At 69.1% G+C, this 15,906-nt stretch carries 12 protein-coding genes; 3 read left to right on the forward strand and 9 right to left on the reverse strand.

Annotation, left to right across the window (positions count from 1 at the left end):
* The first annotated feature begins 7 nt into the window (after positions 1-7).
* Positions 8-1,021 (forward strand): ribose-phosphate diphosphokinase, encoded by a 1,014-nt coding sequence (locus FV560_RS07030; protein ID WP_159620790.1) that lies wholly within the window; start codon positions 8-10, stop codon positions 1,019-1,021.
* Positions 1,022-1,031: 10 nt separating this feature from the next.
* Here the strand turns inward: FV560_RS07030 and FV560_RS07035 are convergent, their stop codons facing one another.
* The 4 genes from FV560_RS07035 to FV560_RS07050 form a co-directional block, all read right to left on the reverse strand.
* Positions 1,032-3,074, reverse strand: a complete 2,043-nt coding sequence (locus FV560_RS07035; protein WP_159620791.1) for a 3-hydroxyacyl-CoA dehydrogenase NAD-binding domain-containing protein — start codon at positions 3,072-3,074, stop codon at positions 1,032-1,034.
* Positions 3,067-4,296 (reverse strand): thiolase family protein, encoded by a 1,230-nt coding sequence (locus FV560_RS07040; RefSeq protein ID WP_159620792.1) that lies wholly within the window; start codon positions 4,294-4,296, stop codon positions 3,067-3,069. Before FV560_RS07040 ends, FV560_RS07035 begins: the two co-directional genes overlap by 8 nt.
* An 85-nt stretch (positions 4,297-4,381) precedes the next feature.
* Positions 4,382-5,641, reverse strand: a complete 1,260-nt coding sequence (locus FV560_RS07045) for a ribonuclease D (RefSeq protein WP_159620793.1) — start codon at positions 5,639-5,641, stop codon at positions 4,382-4,384.
* The gene (locus FV560_RS07050; RefSeq protein WP_159620794.1) at positions 5,638-6,216 is read right to left on the reverse strand and encodes a DUF3000 domain-containing protein; all 579 of its coding nucleotides are present in this window, start codon (positions 6,214-6,216) and stop codon (positions 5,638-5,640) included. Before FV560_RS07050 ends, FV560_RS07045 begins: the two co-directional genes overlap by 4 nt.
* Positions 6,217-6,340: 124 nt before the next feature.
* Between FV560_RS07050 and FV560_RS07055 the strand changes: the two genes are divergently transcribed.
* Positions 6,341-7,582, forward strand: coding sequence for a carboxylate--amine ligase (locus FV560_RS07055; RefSeq protein WP_159620795.1), 1,242 nt, complete (start codon positions 6,341-6,343; stop codon positions 7,580-7,582).
* A gap of 24 nt (positions 7,583-7,606) precedes the next feature.
* On the opposite strand, the gene FV560_RS07060 is transcribed toward FV560_RS07055, so the two are convergent.
* Positions 7,607-8,086 carry a hypothetical protein gene (locus FV560_RS07060; protein ID WP_159620796.1) on the reverse strand — a complete coding sequence of 160 codons (480 nt, stop codon included), beginning with the start codon at positions 8,084-8,086 and terminating at the stop codon, positions 7,607-7,609.
* A 25-nt stretch (positions 8,087-8,111) separates the two neighbouring features.
* Positions 8,112-8,537: an HIT family protein gene (locus tag FV560_RS07065; RefSeq protein ID WP_159620797.1), complete on the reverse strand. Its 426-nt coding sequence runs from the start codon at positions 8,535-8,537 to the stop codon at positions 8,112-8,114.
* 103 nt (positions 8,538-8,640) lie between these two features.
* Between FV560_RS07065 and FV560_RS07070 the strand changes: the two genes are divergently transcribed.
* The gene (locus FV560_RS07070) at positions 8,641-9,516 is read left to right on the forward strand and encodes an aminodeoxychorismate lyase (RefSeq protein WP_235019973.1); all 876 of its coding nucleotides are present in this window, start codon (positions 8,641-8,643) and stop codon (positions 9,514-9,516) included.
* Positions 9,517-9,542: 26 nt separating this feature from the next.
* Here FV560_RS07070 and treZ read toward each other — a convergent pair whose 3' ends face one another.
* The 3 genes from treZ to glgX are packed head-to-tail and all read right to left on the reverse strand — an operon-like array spanning position 9,543 to position 15,900.
* Positions 9,543-11,282, reverse strand: coding sequence for a malto-oligosyltrehalose trehalohydrolase (treZ, locus tag FV560_RS07075; protein ID WP_159620798.1), 1,740 nt, complete (start codon positions 11,280-11,282; stop codon positions 9,543-9,545).
* On the reverse strand, positions 11,279-13,768 hold the full coding sequence (gene treY, locus FV560_RS07080) for a malto-oligosyltrehalose synthase (protein ID WP_159620799.1): 2,490 nt from the start codon (positions 13,766-13,768) through the stop codon (positions 11,279-11,281). The genes treZ and treY overlap by 4 nt, the downstream gene beginning before the upstream one ends.
* Positions 13,765-15,900 (reverse strand): glycogen debranching protein GlgX, encoded by a 2,136-nt coding sequence (gene glgX / locus FV560_RS07085; RefSeq protein ID WP_159620800.1) that lies wholly within the window; start codon positions 15,898-15,900, stop codon positions 13,765-13,767. Before glgX ends, treY begins: the two co-directional genes overlap by 4 nt.
* Between the last annotated feature and the right edge of the window lie 6 nt (positions 15,901-15,906).

The following is a 15,906-nucleotide window of genomic DNA, read 5'->3' on the forward strand; positions in this document are numbered from 1 at the left end:
AACCGGCATGCGCAATGCGAGCGGAATCGCCTCCCGGGACATTGTCGTCTTCAGCGGCAGTGCCCATCCGGCACTGGCAGAACGGATCTGCGGTGAACTCGGGCTGGAGCTGAGTCCCTCCCGCATCAGCCGGTTCAGCAACGACTGCCTGCAGGCACAGTTGCTCGAGAACTGCCGGCAACGGGACGTCTACATCGTCCAGCCGTTGGTGCCGCCGACGCAGGAGCACCTGATGGAGCTCCTGCTGATGATCGATGCGGCGCGGGGAGCGTCGGCGGCGCAGATCACTGCGGTGATGCCGCACTTCGCCTATGCCCGCTCGGATAAGAAGGATGCCTCCCGCATCTCCCTGGGGGGCCGGCTGGTGGCCGATATGCTCGTGACCGCCGGGACCGACCGGGTGTTGACGATGACTCTGCACGCTCCCCAGGTGCACGGCTTCTTCTCCGTGCCGGTGGACCACCTCACGGCGCTCGGGGTGCTCGCCGATCATTTCCGAGGGCAGGAGCTGGGCGATGCGATCGTGGTGTCACCGGACCTGGGCAACGCCAAGTCCGCCACGCAGTTCGCCCGCCTGCTCGGCCTGCCCGTCGCGGCCGGGAACAAGCAGCGCCTCGCGGACGACCGGGTGGTCATCGACGCTATCGTCGGCGACGTCGAGGGCAAGCGCGCCATCGTCCTCGACGATGAGATCGCCACCGGGGGTTCGATCGTGGAACTGATGGAACGCCTGGCGGACGCCGGGTGTGTCGGAGCTTCCGTGGTCTGCACGCACGGTCTCTTCACCGGTCCGGCGAAGCAGCGCCTGCGTGAGCACCCGATGATCTCCGAGGTGGTGACCACCGATACGGTGCCTGCCCCGGCCGACTGGCTCGACCTCACTGTGCGCTCCACGTCACAGCTGTTCGCCGAAGCGATCCGCCGGATCCACCTCGGCGAGTCGGTCTCCAGTCTGTTCGACGGTGTGGATCCGGCACACGCCCCACCCCAGCGGACTCTGTTCGAGGCCGTGCGAGCCTGACGAACCGGTGTCAGGTGCTGCTGGCTGCGGTCCGCCGCAGGTAGGGCGTGATTCCTCCGAGGTGGAACGGCCATCCAGCCCCGAGCAGCATGGCCAGGTCGATGTCCGCCGCTTCGGCCACGACGCCGTCGGCGAGCATGTGGTCGACTTCCTCTGCCAGTGCATCTCGGACGCGTCGCAGCAGGCCCGCCTCGTCCTGACCTCCCCGCTCGCTGCGCGAACCGAAGTACCGCGCGATCGAGATGTCCACCGGTGAGGCCGCGGTCGGGCGGGACTCGAACTCGACGAACCGGGCGCCGTCGGCGATCATCGCCTGCAGGCCGGGGGAGGTGGGGTAGCGCGAGCCCAGATTCTCGCGAAGCGTGTCCAGCACGTGCCCGGCGACGGCAGGTCCCACCAGCTGCAACAGCTGGAACGGTCCCATCGGGAGGCCGAGGGGCCACAACGCCCGGTCTGCCGTCGTGACCTCGGTGCCGTCCTCCAGCGATCCGAGCACCTCTGCGAGCAGGCGCACCAGCAGCCGGTTCACGACGAAGCCGGGGGCATCGGCTACCGCGACGGCCGACTTCCGGCACGCGGCCGCGACCGCGAAAGCGGTGGCGTAGGCGCTGTCGTCGGTGCGGTCGGCTCGCACGACCTCCACCAACGGCATCTGCGCGACCGGATTGAAGAAGTGCAGCCCGACCACCCGCTCAGGATGCTGCAGACCGGCTGCCATGGCCGACACCGAGAGAGCGGAGGTGTTGGTGGCGAGAATCGTCTCGGGTGAGAGGACCGTCTCCAGCTCCGCGAAGACGTGCCGCTTGACCTCCAGCTCCTCGAAGACCGCCTCGATGACGAGATCGGCACCTGCGAGGTCAGCAAGTTCCGTGGTGGACGTGACCAGGGACCGGATCCGGTTGCCCTCGGCTGCGGCCAGCCGCCCCTTGGTGACGAGCTTCTGCACCTCGTCGGCGACGAACTGCAGGCCGCGATCGGCCCGCACGTCGTCGAGGTCGCGCATGACGACCGGAACCTGCATCCGGCGCGCGAACAGCAGCGCGAGCTGGGAAGCCATCAGCCCCGCGCCCGCGATGCCGATGCTGCGCACGGGGCGTGCCAGGTCCGCGTCCGGTGCCCCGACGGGGTTCTTGGCGCGCCGGGTGGTCAGGTCGAATGCGTACACGGACGCCTCGAACTCCGGCGAGGTGATCAGGTCGGTGAGTGCCTCGTTCTCCGCCTCGACACTGGCGTGCCGGTCGCCGTCCGCCGCGAGGCTCAGCAGGTCGAGCGCCCGCCCGGGCGAGGGCGCGGCGCCGTGCAGGCGCGCCTCCACCTCGATGCGCGCCGAGGATACGAGAGCGCGGGCGGACTCGGGCTCGTCGCCCGGGTAGCGCTCGGGAACGAGGTCGCCCCGGATCACCTGTGCGGCCCATCGCAACGACTCGGAAAGGAAGTCCGCCGGCTCCAGGACGGCGTCGACGATGCCGAGCCGCTCCGCGTCCGGGCCGGTGAGCTGGGTGTTCTGGCGCAGCGGATTCTCCACGATCACCCGTAGGGCGCGCTCCATCCCGATCAACTGCGGCAGCAGGAATGTCCCACCCCAGCCTGGGACGAGTCCGAGGAACACCTCCGGAAGACCGATGCCGCGTACCGCTGCGCTCGTTGTCCGGTAGTGGCAGGAGAGCGCCAGCTCCAGCCCACCGCCGAGCGCCACGCCACCGATGAAGGCGAAGGTGGGTACGGGCATGTCGAGCAGGCGGGCGAAGGTCTCGTGCCCGGCTTCAGCGATGGCACGTGCCGAGGCCCGATCGGTGACCCCCGCGGCGCCGTGCAGATCGGCCCCGGCGGCGAAGTGGAACTGCTTGCCGGTCACGGCGACCGCCACGATTTCCCCGTCGCGGGCCCGCTGCGTGAGCACGGTCAGCGCCGCCCGGAGCTCGTCCAAACCTTGGGGGCCGAGTGTGTTCGGTTTGCGCGGCCCTGCCCCGTTGTCCAGGGTGATCAGGGCGAGGACGCCGAGGTCTTCCAGCTGGACGTCCCGGACCAGGGCGTGGGTGATGCGTTCAGTCATCGGTGCTCCTCCTGTCGGTGCTGTGGGATGAGGCGTGGTGCGGGTTCTCCCACACGACGGTGCCCCCTTGCCCGAGCCCGACGCACATGGTGGTGATGCCGTAGCGCACCTCAGGGTGGGTGGCGAACTGCCGTGCGAGCTGGCTCATCAGGCGTACACCGGAGGCGGCCAGGGGATGCCCGACGGCGATCGCACCGCCGTAGGGGTTGACCCGAGGATCGTCGTCGGCGATCTCGAAGGCGTCCAGGAATGCGAGCACCTGGACCGCGAAGGCCTCGTTGATCTCGATCAGGCCGATGTCCTCCATGGTCAGGCCGGCCAGTTCCAGGGCACGGTGGGTGGCCGGGACGGGGCCGACTCCCATGACCTCCGGCTCGACGCCCGTGTAGGCGTAGGAGACGAGCCGCAGGCGTGGTTCGAGCTGCAGATCGGCCGCGGTGGCAGCATCCATCAGGAGCGCGGCCGTGGCACCGTCGGTCAATGGTGAGGAGGTCGCCGCGGTCACCCGGCCACCGGCGCGGAACGGGGTCGCAAGCCCTTCCATCCCGGCGACGGTGGTGCCCGGCCGCGGCGGCTCGTCGGCGGTGGCCAGTCCCCAGCCTCGTTCGGGGTCCGGGACGCCGACGGGGACGAGATCGGCGTCGATGTGACCCTCGGCGAGTGCACGGGCGTACTTGCGCTGTGACGCTGCTGCGTAGGCGTCGGCACGCGGACGGGTCAGGCGCGGGTACCGGTCGTGGAGGTTCTCGGCGGTGGCGCCCATCACCAGCGCATCGGTGGAGACGAGCCGCTCGGCGACGAACCGCGGGTTGATGTCAGCGGAGGCGCCGAGGGGGTGACGCCCCATGTGCTCGACGCCACCGGCCACCGCAGCGTCGATCGCCCCGATGGCGATCTGCGCGGCCACGTTCGTGACGGCGGTCATCGCCCCGGCGCACATCCGGTCGATCGCGTAGCCGGGGACGGTCCGGGGGAGGCCGGCGAGCAGGCCGACCGTCCGGCCCAGAGTCAGACCCTGGTCGCCCTGTTGCGTGGTGGCCGCCAGGGCAAGGTCGCCGATGCGGTCCGGAACGAGGGAAGGGTGACGACGGAGCAGCTCACGGACGACGGCCACGGCGATATCGTCGGCGCGGGTGTGCGCGTACAGGCCGTCGGGGCGGGCGCGTCCGAACGGGGAGCGGACGGCGTCGACGAGGACGACATCACGACCGAGCAAAGGCATCGAGACCTCCAGGTCACGTCACTGGGACTGGGAGTACTAGGTACTGGTGGTCCCACCCTAACCCGCCCGGACCTGCCGTGGGGGATCAGCTGCGTGCGGAACGCAGTGCGCCGGCGAGGAGTTCGCCCACTTGGTCGATCTGCCAGGGCCGGGCACCCAACTGCTCGAGTTCAGAGGTGACACCGACGAGGCTCAGGTCGGGGGGCGGATCCCACGCGATCCGGCGCTGGTAATCGGGGGTGAGCAGATTCTCCTGCGGGAGATCGAGCTCGGCTGCCCGTGACCGGACCACCAGCTTGACGGCGTCCAGCCGCGCCGCTGCCTCGGGGTTGCGGTCCTTCCATGCCCGGGGCGGCGGCAACGTGTCTGAGACGGGACCGCGCCGGGGTGGGTGCGCGGATGCGGGCAATGCCATGGCGCGGGCTACGGCCTCGAACCACAGGCGGGTGCGCCGCGCGGCCGCCTTGTGCTTGAACGGGCGTAAGGCCGCCAGCTCGGCGATCGTCGTCGGTCGCGTGGTGGCGGCGGCGACGATCGCCGCATCTGGGAGGAGTCGGCCGGGGGAGAGGTCGATCCGGCGTGCTTCAGCGTCACGGACCTGCCACAGCTCCCGCACGATCGCCAGGCCCAACCCGTCCCGCACGTGGTGTGCCCCGGAGGTGCGGCGCCACGGTTGCTGTCGTGGTGGTGGCGCAGGTGCCGTCCGTACGGCTTCGAACTCCTGCAATGCCCACTCCAGCTTGCCGGTACGTTCCAGGGCTGCGGCCAATCGGTCCCGCAGCTCTACCAGGACCTCCACGTCCAGCGCGGCGTAGCGCAACCACGCCTCGGGCAACGGGCGGGTGGACCAGTCGGCGGCCGAGTGCTCCTTCGCGAGCTCGAGTCCGAGCTCGGCGGCGACCATCGGCCCCAGACCCACCCGTTCGCGTCCGAGCAACCGCCCGGCGAGCTCGGTGTCGAAGATGCGGCTCGGGACGAGGTTCACCTCGGCCAGGCACGGCAGATCCTGGCTCGCGGCGTGCAGCACCCATTCGGTACCGGCGAGCGCCTGCCCCACGGATTCCAGATCCGGCAGCGTTCGAGGATCGAGCAGTGCGGTGCCGGCGCCTTCACGTCGCAGCTGTACGAGATAGGCGCTCTGGCCGTACCGATAGCCCGAGGCGCGTTCGGCGTCGACCGCGACCGGGCCCGTGCCCCTCCTCAGTGCATCGACCACGCGGTCGAGGTCGGCCGGCGTCTCCACGACGTCGGGAACACCGTCCGCGGGTTCGGTCAGGGGGACGAGTTCGGGCGCGCTCTCGTGCTCGGGCTCGGCCGAGGTTCCGGATGGAGGGGAAGTGGTCATCGTTTGGGTCTCAGGGCGCTCACGTTGTCGGGGACAGGAGGCAGACCTGCAGCCTGACAGGTCAGGAGCGCCCAGGCACGCAGATGGGACGACATATCCGGACCCTCGGGCGTCCATGAGGCGCGGATCTCGATCTCCACCTCACCGTCGCGCAGTTCGAGCCCACCGAAGGTCTCCGACAGCACTCGCGTGACCGTGCCCGACAACGAGTGATAGCCGGCACCCTCAGCAACCAGCGCCTCGGTCAACCAGGACCATCCCACCTCACCGAGCATCGGATCGGCTGCGAACTCCTGCTCGAGGTTCGCCCGCGCCATGACGATCACCCGGAACTCGCCGTTCCAGGCCTCCTGGCCCTCGGGGTCGTAGAGAACGACGAACCGGCCGTTGCCCACCATGTCCTCCGGGTCCCGGGTAGGATTCACCTCGCCGGTGAGGGCGAGCGCATAGGGGGCGATGCGGGTGGGAGCGGGCACCTCCTCGAGGTGGAACTCCGGGCGCAGCCGGTGGCCGCGCAGGCTCAGCAGTGCGGCCTCGAAGTCCGGGGGTGCTACCGGGGTCCGCTGCACGTTCACGCGTCCAGGCTAGGCGCACAGGGCAGCCGGACGTCCAGGGCGCGCCGAGGAGGAGTCGGTAGACTCGCGCGGGCTCACCATCTTGGCCCGTCATCAGTTCCCCACCGCTGCGGAGGACCTCACCGTGCCCGTACCAGCCCTGTGCCCCGTGCTCCTTGGCACGGACCTCGGCATCTATGCGATGGCACGTTCCTTCCACGAGACGTACGGCGTGCGCTCGGTGGTGATCAGCGAGCAGCCGCGAGGGCCGATCAACGACTCAGCGATCCTCGAGAACGTGTTCACCGGTGCCGGCGCCACAGATGAAGCGACGCTCGCGGCGTTGTCCGACGTCGCGCAGCGACATCCGCAGACCAGGCGCATCCTCGTGGTCAACTCCGATCATCAGCTCGCCTTCGTGCTCCGGTACCGGGAGCAGCTCGAGCGCGAGTACGTGATCCCGTTCGCGCCCGCTGCCACCATCGAGCAGCTGGCCGACAAACGGGCCATGAACAGCGTGCTGGCCGAGTTGGGCATCCCGGCACCGCGAACGGTCGAGGTGAGGCCGCTGCCGCGGCAGGAAGAGGCGTGGCGAGCACGCGTGCGTGAGCTCACGTTCCCCGTGGTGATGAAGCCCTTCGCCGGCGCCGAGTTCGAGGAGTTGACCTTCATCGGGCGGCGGAAGGTGTACGTCCTCGAGCACGCCGATGAGCTCGTCCTCGAACTCGACCGTATCGGCGCCGCCGGCTATGGCGGAACGATGCTGGTGCAGGAGCTCATTCCCGGTGACGACACCGCCAACCGGGTCGTCAACTGCTACCGGGACTCCCGTGGCGAGCTGACGATGGCAGCCTCCGGGCACGTCCTGCTGGCCATGCATCAGCCGACCTTCATCGGGAACTCGGCGATCATCATGGTCGACTACGACGCGGCACTTGTCGATGCGGTCCGTCGCGTGCTGGACGCGGTGGACTTCCGCGGATTCGCCAGCGTGGACTTCAAGGTGGACCCTCGGGACGGCGTCGCGCGCCTGCTCGACATCAACCCGCGCCTGGGGCGGTCGCACTACTATGCGAACGTGGGCGGGGCGAGCACGGCCCGAGCGCTGGTGGCGGACTTCGTGCTCGATGAGGCGCTGCCGCCGCAACGGGCACAGGAGGACGGCGTCTATGCCTATATCCCGACGTTCGTGTTACGCCAGTACGTCAGGGACGCCGAGTTGCTTGCCCGCGTCCGTGCGGTGTTGCGGCGTCGGCGGGCCGTCCACCCGCTCGGCTATGCCGCCGACCGCAGCCCGCGACGGTGGCTCTATCGCGTGCTGGCGCAGGTCAACCAGCTCCGGGCGCTACGCCGGTACTACCCCCAGCCCACCGACACCGGCTTCTGACCGGCGGTGGGCCATGTCGGCTCCTCAGCCCAGCCGGTTGGTCCCCGAGTACAGGTGCAGCACGGGCAGGCCGAGAGATTCCCGCGCCCGCGACGCCCAGTCACGATGGAATGTGTCCTCGACGGCGTGCGGCCGTGTCACGACCACCACCTCGTCGGCCTGGAGACCGTTGACCGCCTGACGTAGCGCCGGGATCGGGTCGTCCGCGATGACCGCGCCCTCAGCGTCCACGCCGGCCGCCGTGAATCGCCGCAGGGATGTGGCGAGGGCGTCGTCGGCCTCCGCCCGTGCCTCCTGGGGGTCCGGGCGGTGGGTGAGCTCCTCCCACGCTTCCTTGAGCTCGAACAGGCTCAGATGATCGATGAAGTCGGTGACAAGATTGCGCTCGGTGTCCTGCGGGACGAGCACGTGGAAGCGGGTTCCAGGAGCATCGTGAAGTTCGCCGATCGCCGTGACGTCGGACTCCTGCAGGGCTTCCTCGGTGAGGACGATGATGACGGCCATGGCCCGAGCATAGGAGATGGCGGGCTCAGTCCGGTATTGCGGTGCCGTGGCGGTCGCCGCGGAGCGCAGTGCGCAGGCGATCGGCTGCATCATCGAGCGCGGCAGCGGGCACATCCCGTGCGGCGCCGGCCAGATCGAAGTCCGCTGACGACTGGGAGGGCCACACGTGCACGTGGGCGTGCGGGACCTCGTATCCCTGCACCAGCAGACCGATGCGCTCGTGCACGAACACCGCGCGCTGTGCCCGGGCGATGTGCTGGGCGACGGTCATCACATGCGTCCACTCCGCGGCCGGAAGGTCCGCCCAGTGGTCGCTCTCCCGTCGGGGGACCACGAGGACGTGGCCGGGTTGCAGCGGCTCGATCGTCAGGAAGGCAGCGCACCACTCGTCCTCCCAGACGAACCGGCCCGGGATCTCGCGATCGAGGATGCGGGTGAAGAGGCTGGCCATGAGCTTCACCCTACTCGTGGCGTGCCCAGCGGTGTGGGCGGTCAGGACCTAGGCTGAGGATGTCGATAGTTGCCCGAGTACGAGATCTGGAGGAGCCGTGGCCGTGACGAGTCTGGTGATGGTGACGGCACCGACCGGTGCCGAGACGCTGACCGGATCCGGCTACGAGGCTGCCGACCCGGACCAGGCTCAGCTCCGGGTGACCGACCTCAGTGCCACTCGAGGCGACGGCGTCTTCGAGACGATTGGGGTGATGGACGGCCACGCCCAGTCGCTGACCTCCCATCTGGACCGTCTGGCTGCCTCCGCCGCCATCCTGGACCTACCCCGGCCGCGTCTGGACGTGTGGCGTGCCGCGGTCGAGCACGCCGTCGATCGTGCCGATCCGGCAGCGGAACTGTCCGCGAAGCTGGTGCTCTCGCGAGGGGAGGAGGGAAGCGGCCGCTGTACCGGGTGGGTCCGGGTCTCCCCAGCACCGGACATGTCGCGGGCACGAGCAGAGGGTGTCCGGGTGCTGACGCTGGACCGCGGGTATCGCTCCGATGTCGCCGAGACCGCACCCTGGCTGCTGCAAGGGGCGAAGTACACCTCGTATGCGGTCAACATGGCGGCACTGCGCTACGCACGGCGCCACGGAGCCGACGACGTCATCTTCGTCAGCTCCGACGGTGCCGTGCTCGAGGGGCCCACCGCGTCTGTGCTACTACGCGTCGGGGACACCCTGGTCACTCCTGGTACCGATCAGAGCATCCTGCTCGGGACCACGCAGGACCGGGCTTTCCGATATGCCGAGAGTGTGGGACTGGCGACACAGGCTCGCCGGGTCGAGGCGGCCGAGCTTGCGACGGCGGAGCACCTCTGGCTGTGCTCCAGCGTGCGATTGTGTGCGGCGGTGCGTGAGCTCGACGGTCGTGAGTTGCCCTGGGACCGGAGGCTGACGGCCGACCTGCTCTCCTGGTTGCGCACGACCCACGACTGAGCGTCCTCGGGCCACGTCAGCCACCGTCAACGATGGGGACCGAGGACGGCCGCTCCCGGTGGGAGCACGAGCTGGTCCCGCTCGATGTGCACACCCTGTTCCCAGGCGAGCAGTACCCGGAGGTGGCTGCCGTCGGCGAACGGGATCCGGTGTGTCCGGTCATCGACATTCACGGCCACGACCACGGCCCCGCGCCGCACCAGCGCCCACTCCTCGGTCGCGGTCACCTGGGTGCGGGCCCGGTCGCCAGTGCGCAGGTCCGGGATCCGCGCTCGCAGATCGATCAGTGAGCGGGTGAAGAACTCGATCCGCGCATGCCGGCCGGTGCCCCGCTCCTGCCAGCGCAGCACACTCGCTGCGGCCGTCTGAGGATCCTGCGGATCCGGTGCCTGAGTGCCAGGACCGTAGATCTCGTCCCAGCCGTGCTCGGCGAACTCCCGGGTCCGGCCCTCACGCACGGACTCGGCCAGCTCCGGTTCGCTGTGGTCGGTCATGTACAGCCAGGGCGTGGACGCGGCCCACTCCTCGCCCATGAAGAGCATCGGGGTGGCGGGTGAGCCGAGCAGCAGCGCGGCCGACGCGGCGAGCTGGGAGTCGGTCAGACGAGCCGCAGGTCGATCGCCGAGGCCGCGGTTGCCCACCTGATCGTGATTGCTGGTGAAGACGACGAAACGATGCCCGTCGACGTCCTCGGGAACGGGAGCGCCCCAGTCGCGGCCACGGAAGGTGGAGTGCCCGCCGTCGTGGACAAACACTCGCTCCAGCGCCTTGGTGAGTGTGGCGGGTGAGCCGAAGTCGAGGTAGTACCCATGCCGTTCGCCGGTGAGATACGCGTGCACGGCATGATGGACGTCGTCCGCCCACTGCGCCGTCATGCCGAGGCCACCGGCACGGGTCGGGGTGACCATCCGGACGTCGTTGAGATCGGACTCGGCGATCAACGACAACGGGCGTCCCAGTGCCCGGGAGAGGTCCGCGACCGCGTCTGCCAGCTCGGCGAGCAGGTGCGTGGGTGAGTCGTCGACGAGCGCGTGGACTGCGTCGAGGCGAAGGGCGTCGAGGTGGAAGTCGCGCAGCCACCGCAGGGCGTTGTCGACGATGAACCGGCGCACCTCGGATGAACCCGCACCGTCGAGGTTCACCGCATCGCCCCAGGGAGTGGTGTGTCCCGAGGTGAAGTACGGTCCGAAGCGGCTCAGGTAGTTCCCGGATGGACCGAGGTGGTTGTAGACCACATCGAGGCTCACGGCGATACCGTGGGCGTGGGCCGCGTCCACGAACCGCTGCAGTGCGGCCGGCCCACCGTAGGCGTCGTGGACGGCGTAGAGCGCGACGCCGTCGTAGCCCCAGCCCCGCTGCCCCGGGAACGCCGCCACGGGCATCAGCTGGATCATCTCCACGCCGAGATCGCGCAGATACCCGAGCCGTTCCCCGGCGGCGTCGAACGTCCCTGCGTCCGTGAACGTCCCCACATGCAGCTCATACAGCAGGGCCCCGCGTACGTCCCGCCCGGTCCAGGGTGAGTCCTGCCATCGGTGAGCTGCCGTGTCGAACGTCCGGGACGGGCCGTGCACACCGGAGGGCTGCCACGGGCTGCGCGGGTCCGGGAACGGCCCCGCTCCGTCGACCACGACACCGTAGTCGGTGCCACCGGGCAACTCATGTCCCAGCGCCCACCACCCCTCAGGCTGGGCTGTCAGGGGATGCCGGGCACCGTCCACCTCGATCTCGACCGACTCCGCCGCATAGGGTGCCCAGACCTTCATGCTGACGCCCCGCCGTCGGAGCAGCGTTCGAGCACGGCGACCGGCGAGACCGCGAGCAGCTCGGCGAGCGGGAGCGCACCGCCGTCAGTCTCCTCGCCTGTGAGAACGCACCGCCATCGGCCCTCGGGGAGCACCACCGTGTGCTCGCCCCAGCCGCCGGCCGAGCGCAGCAGGACCGAGAGCCGGGTGACCACCGTGACCACCTGCGGTCCGGCCGCAGGCCCACGGGCGAACGCCAGTGCATGGGTGGTCGAGGTCGGCAGTGGCTGATAGCCCGAGCGGTCGCCGACGAAGACGTCGGCCCGGCGCCGGCGCAACCGCAGCAATGCGGCCGTGAGGCGGAGCTTCTCCGTCGCCAGGTCGTGCGGGCAGGCACCGCCGTCCAGCCGCTCGAGGGCGGTACGGATCGACTCGTGGTCGACCGGTCGCCGGTTGTCCGGGTCCACCAGGCTGACGGAGGTCGTCTCTGTGCCCTGATACACATCGGCGACGCCGGGAAGGGTCAACTGCAGTGCCTTCGCTGCGAGCGTGGCCACCCGCACGGGTTCGCGCGTGCGCTCCTCCCACTGGGTCATCAGGTCGATCACACCCGGGTGGGCGAGCAATGCGGTGACAAACCTCGTCAGGGCCCGCTCACCATCATCGTCCTGATCGGTCCAGGAGGTCCACTGCTTGGCCTCCCGTGCCGCCTTCACCAGGTAGGACGCCAGTCGGTCCGCCGAGATCGGACCGTCCTCGGTCCACACCCCGGCGAGGGTCTGCCAGAGCAGATTCTCGGTGCGGCCGTCGAGATCCGGCGGCCGGATGTGCTGGGTCTGTTCGCGCAGCCGGCGTACCAGTGCAGCCCACGGTTCACCGAGCTCGGAGATCACGCCGATGCGGGTGCGCACGTCCTCCCCGCGTTTGGCGTCGTGGGTGCTTGCAGCCGTCATCGTGCTGCGGTGGTGGGCTTGCGTGCGGGCAGCCCAGGCATGCAGGACGTCGGGTCCGACGGCGAACCTCCCTGGTGCGCCGCCCACCTCGCACAGCGAGGTGAGATGCGTCCAGCGGTAAAACGCCGTGTCCTCCACCCCCTTGGCCATCACCGCTCCGCAGACCTGTTGAAAGCGCACGATGACCTCGTTCCGGCGGGACTCGTGCTGCCTGCCCGCGGAGCCCACCTCGCGGCCGAGCACGAGATCGGTCACGACCTCCAGCGTCTCCAGCCGCTCCGGTTCCAGATGCTCAGCGGCCTGCGCGGCCCATCCCTGCACGAGGTCGGCGTCGGCTGCAGCCAGTGGGTGCCCCGGAACGATGTAGGCCCGGTAACGATCGCAGGCCACGACCAGCTCGGTGACGCTGTCGGTGATGGCACGCATCGTGTGGTCGCGCAGACGCACGTCGTCGTGGCACAGCTCGGCGATCAGACTCGCGAGGCGGTGGACCTCGGCGTAGAGGGAACCGGTGGCGATCTCCCGTTTGGACGTCTCCACCACCCGGTCGAGCGTGCCGACCACATCGCCGGTGAGCTCGCTCAGCACCGCACCCAGCGGCAGAGCCCCGGCCGGGTCGGTGAGCACCTGGTTCACCCGCCACGCGGCGTCGTAGCCGGTAGTACCGGCGACCGGCCAGTCACCGGGGATCTCCTCGTCCGGCTCGAGGATCTTCTCAGCCACGATCCACCGGCCCGCGGTGGCATGATCCAGACGGCGCAGGTAGCCGCCCGGGTCGGCCAGGCCGTCAGGATGATCGATGCGCAGCCCGTCCACCAGGCCCGCCTCGACAAGCTCGAGCAGCAGGGCATGCGTGGCGTCGAAGACGTCTGGATGCTCGACCCTGACCGCCACCAGCGATCCGACATCGAAGAACCGGCGATAGTTCAGCTCCTCGTCCGCCACCCGCCAGTACGCCAGCCGGTAGTGCTGGCGTTCCAGCAGATCCGCGATCGGCAGGTGCTCGGTACCGGCGCGGATCGGGAACCGATGGTCGTAATAGCCCAGCACCGGGCGCTCGGGGGTGATCTGGTTCTCGGGCTCGTCGAGAGTCTGCACGGTGATCTCGCCCGCGGCCATCGCCGCCCCGACCCGGCGTCCGAGCACCGGCATCAGGACCTGGGCCTCGTCGGAGAAGTCCACGTCGAACCAGGTGGCGTAGGGGGAGTCGGGTCCGAGCTCCAGCAGTGACCACAGCTGCCGGTTGTGGCTGGCGGGAGTCGGCACGGCCATGTGGTTGGGGACGACGTCCACCACGATGCCCAGTCCACGTGCTCGTGCGGCGGCCACCATGCGTTCGAATCCATCCCGCCCACCGAGCACGTCGCTGATGCGCGAGTGATCGACCACGTCATATCCGTGGGTCGACCCCGGTGAGGCGGTGAGGATGGGGGAGAGGTACAGGTCGGTGACACCTCGCTCCGCGAGCGGTCCGGTCAGGGCTGTGACGTCGTCGAAGGTCAGGTCGGTGCCGAGCTGGAGGCGGTACGTCGAGACCGGGGTGTGGGATCTCATGTGCTCTCCGGGTCGTGCGGTGCTGGGCGTGCGAAGACCACGATGCTGCGACCGGTCACGGTCACGGTCGCCTCCGGCGGCAGCTCGGCGTCCAGATCCTGGTCGGTGTCGGTGGTGAGCACGGGGCTCCACGGCTGGCCGTAGGAGGCATCGGGCAACGTGAAGTCGAGATCGTCGGCGCTGGCGTTGATCAGCACCATCAAGGAGTCGTCCTCGATGGGACGGCCCCGGGAGTCCGGTTCCTCGATCGCCTGCCCGTTGAGGAAGATGGCCAGGGACCGGGCATAGGCGGTGTTCCAGGACTCGGCGTCCATGAGCGCACCGCTGGGCTCGAACCAGGCGATGTCGGGCAGCTCGGGCAGACCGCCGGGCGCGGAGGTGGACCCGTTGAAGAACCGGCGACGGCGCAGCACTGGGTGATCTCGCCGGAACGCGATCACGGTGCGGGTGAACTCCAGCAGGGACTGGGCCTGAGGGTCCAGGTCCCAATCCACCCAGCTGAGGGGGTTGTCCTGAGCATAGGTGTTGTTGTTGCCCTCCTGGGACCGGCTGAGCTCGTCTCCATGGGAGATCATCGGCACCCCCTGGGAGAGCAGCAGCGTCGTGAGGAAGTTGCGTTGCTGCCGCGAGCGCAGACGTTCGATCGCCGGATCGTCCGTGGGGCCCTCGACTCCGCAGTTCCAGGACCGGTTGTGGCTCTCGCCGTCCCTGCCGTCCTCGCCATTGGCCTCATTGTGCTTGTCGTTGTAGGAGACGAGGTCACGCAGGGTGAATCCGTCGTGTGCCGTGACGAAGTTGATGGAGGCGATCGGGGTGCGGCCGGTGTGCTCGTACAGATCCGAGGAACCCGTCAGCCGGCTCGCGAACTCGCCGAGAGTGGACGGCTCGCCACGCCAGAAGTCGCGGACGGTGTCCCGGTACTGACCGTTCCACTCGGTCCACAGCGGGGGGAACCCGCCCACCTGGTATCCACCCGATCCGAGGTCCCACGGTTCGGCGATGAGCTTGACCTGTGAGATCACCGGATCCTGCTGGATGATGTCGAAGAAGGACGAGAGCCGGTCGACCTCGTGGAACTGCCGGGCCAGTGTGGCCGCGAGGTCGAACCGGAAGCCGTCCACGTGCATCTCGGTGATCCAGTAGCGCAGCGAGTCCATGATGAGCTGCAGCACGTGCGGTGAACGCATCAACAGCGAGTTCCCGGTACCGGTGGTGTCGAAGTAGTGCGCCTTGTCCTCGTCGACGAGGCGGTAGTAGGAGGCATTGTCCAGACCCCGCAGGGACAGTGTCGGGCCGAGGTGGTTGCCTTCGGCGGTGTGGTTGTACACCACGTCCAGGATCACCTCGATGCCTGCCGCGTGCATCGCCTTGACGAGGCTCTTGAACTCCAGCACCTGCTCCCCGCGCGAACCCCACGCGGAGTACCCGTTGTGCGGGGCGAAGAAGCCGATCGTGTTGTAGCCCCAGTAGTTGGTCAGGCCCTTCTCCACGAGGTGGGAGTCCTGGATGAACTGGTGTACCGGCATCAGCTCGACGGCGGTCACCCCCAGCTCGACGAGGTGGCCGATGACGGCCGGGTGCGCCATCCCGGCGTAGGTGCCCCGGATGTCCTCCGGGACCTCCGGGTGCTGCATGGTCATACCGCGTACGTGCGCCTCGTAGATGATGCTCTCGTGATACTCGGTCTCGGGCGGGTGGTCGTGCCCCCAGTCGAAGAACGGGTTGGTCACCACGGAGGTCATGGTGTGCCCCGCCGAGTCCATCGTGTTGACAGGGCCGTCCGGGTCACCGAAGTGATAGGAGTACAACGCCTCGTGACCGTCGATCTGGCCATCGATCGCCTTGGCGTACGGGTCGAGCAGGAGCTTGGCCGGGTTGCACCGATGCCCGGAGGAGGGGTCGTGGGGACCGTGGAGGCGGTAGCCGTAGCGTTGCCCGGGTCGTACCCCGGGCACGTAGACGTGCCACACGAACGCATCGACCTCGGTGACCTCGATGCGTTCCTCGGCACCGTCGTCGTCGATGAGGCAGAGCTCGACCCGGTCGGCGATCGAGGAGTAGAGGGCGAAGTTGGTGCCGGTCCCGTTGAAGGTGGCACCCAGCGGGTAGGCATGTCCGGGCCAGGTCTGCATGGACAC

It is taken from the genome of Ruania rhizosphaerae (genome assembly GCF_009805705.1).
In the GTDB taxonomy this organism is placed as follows: domain Bacteria; phylum Actinomycetota; class Actinomycetes; order Actinomycetales; family Beutenbergiaceae; genus Ruania; species Ruania rhizosphaerae.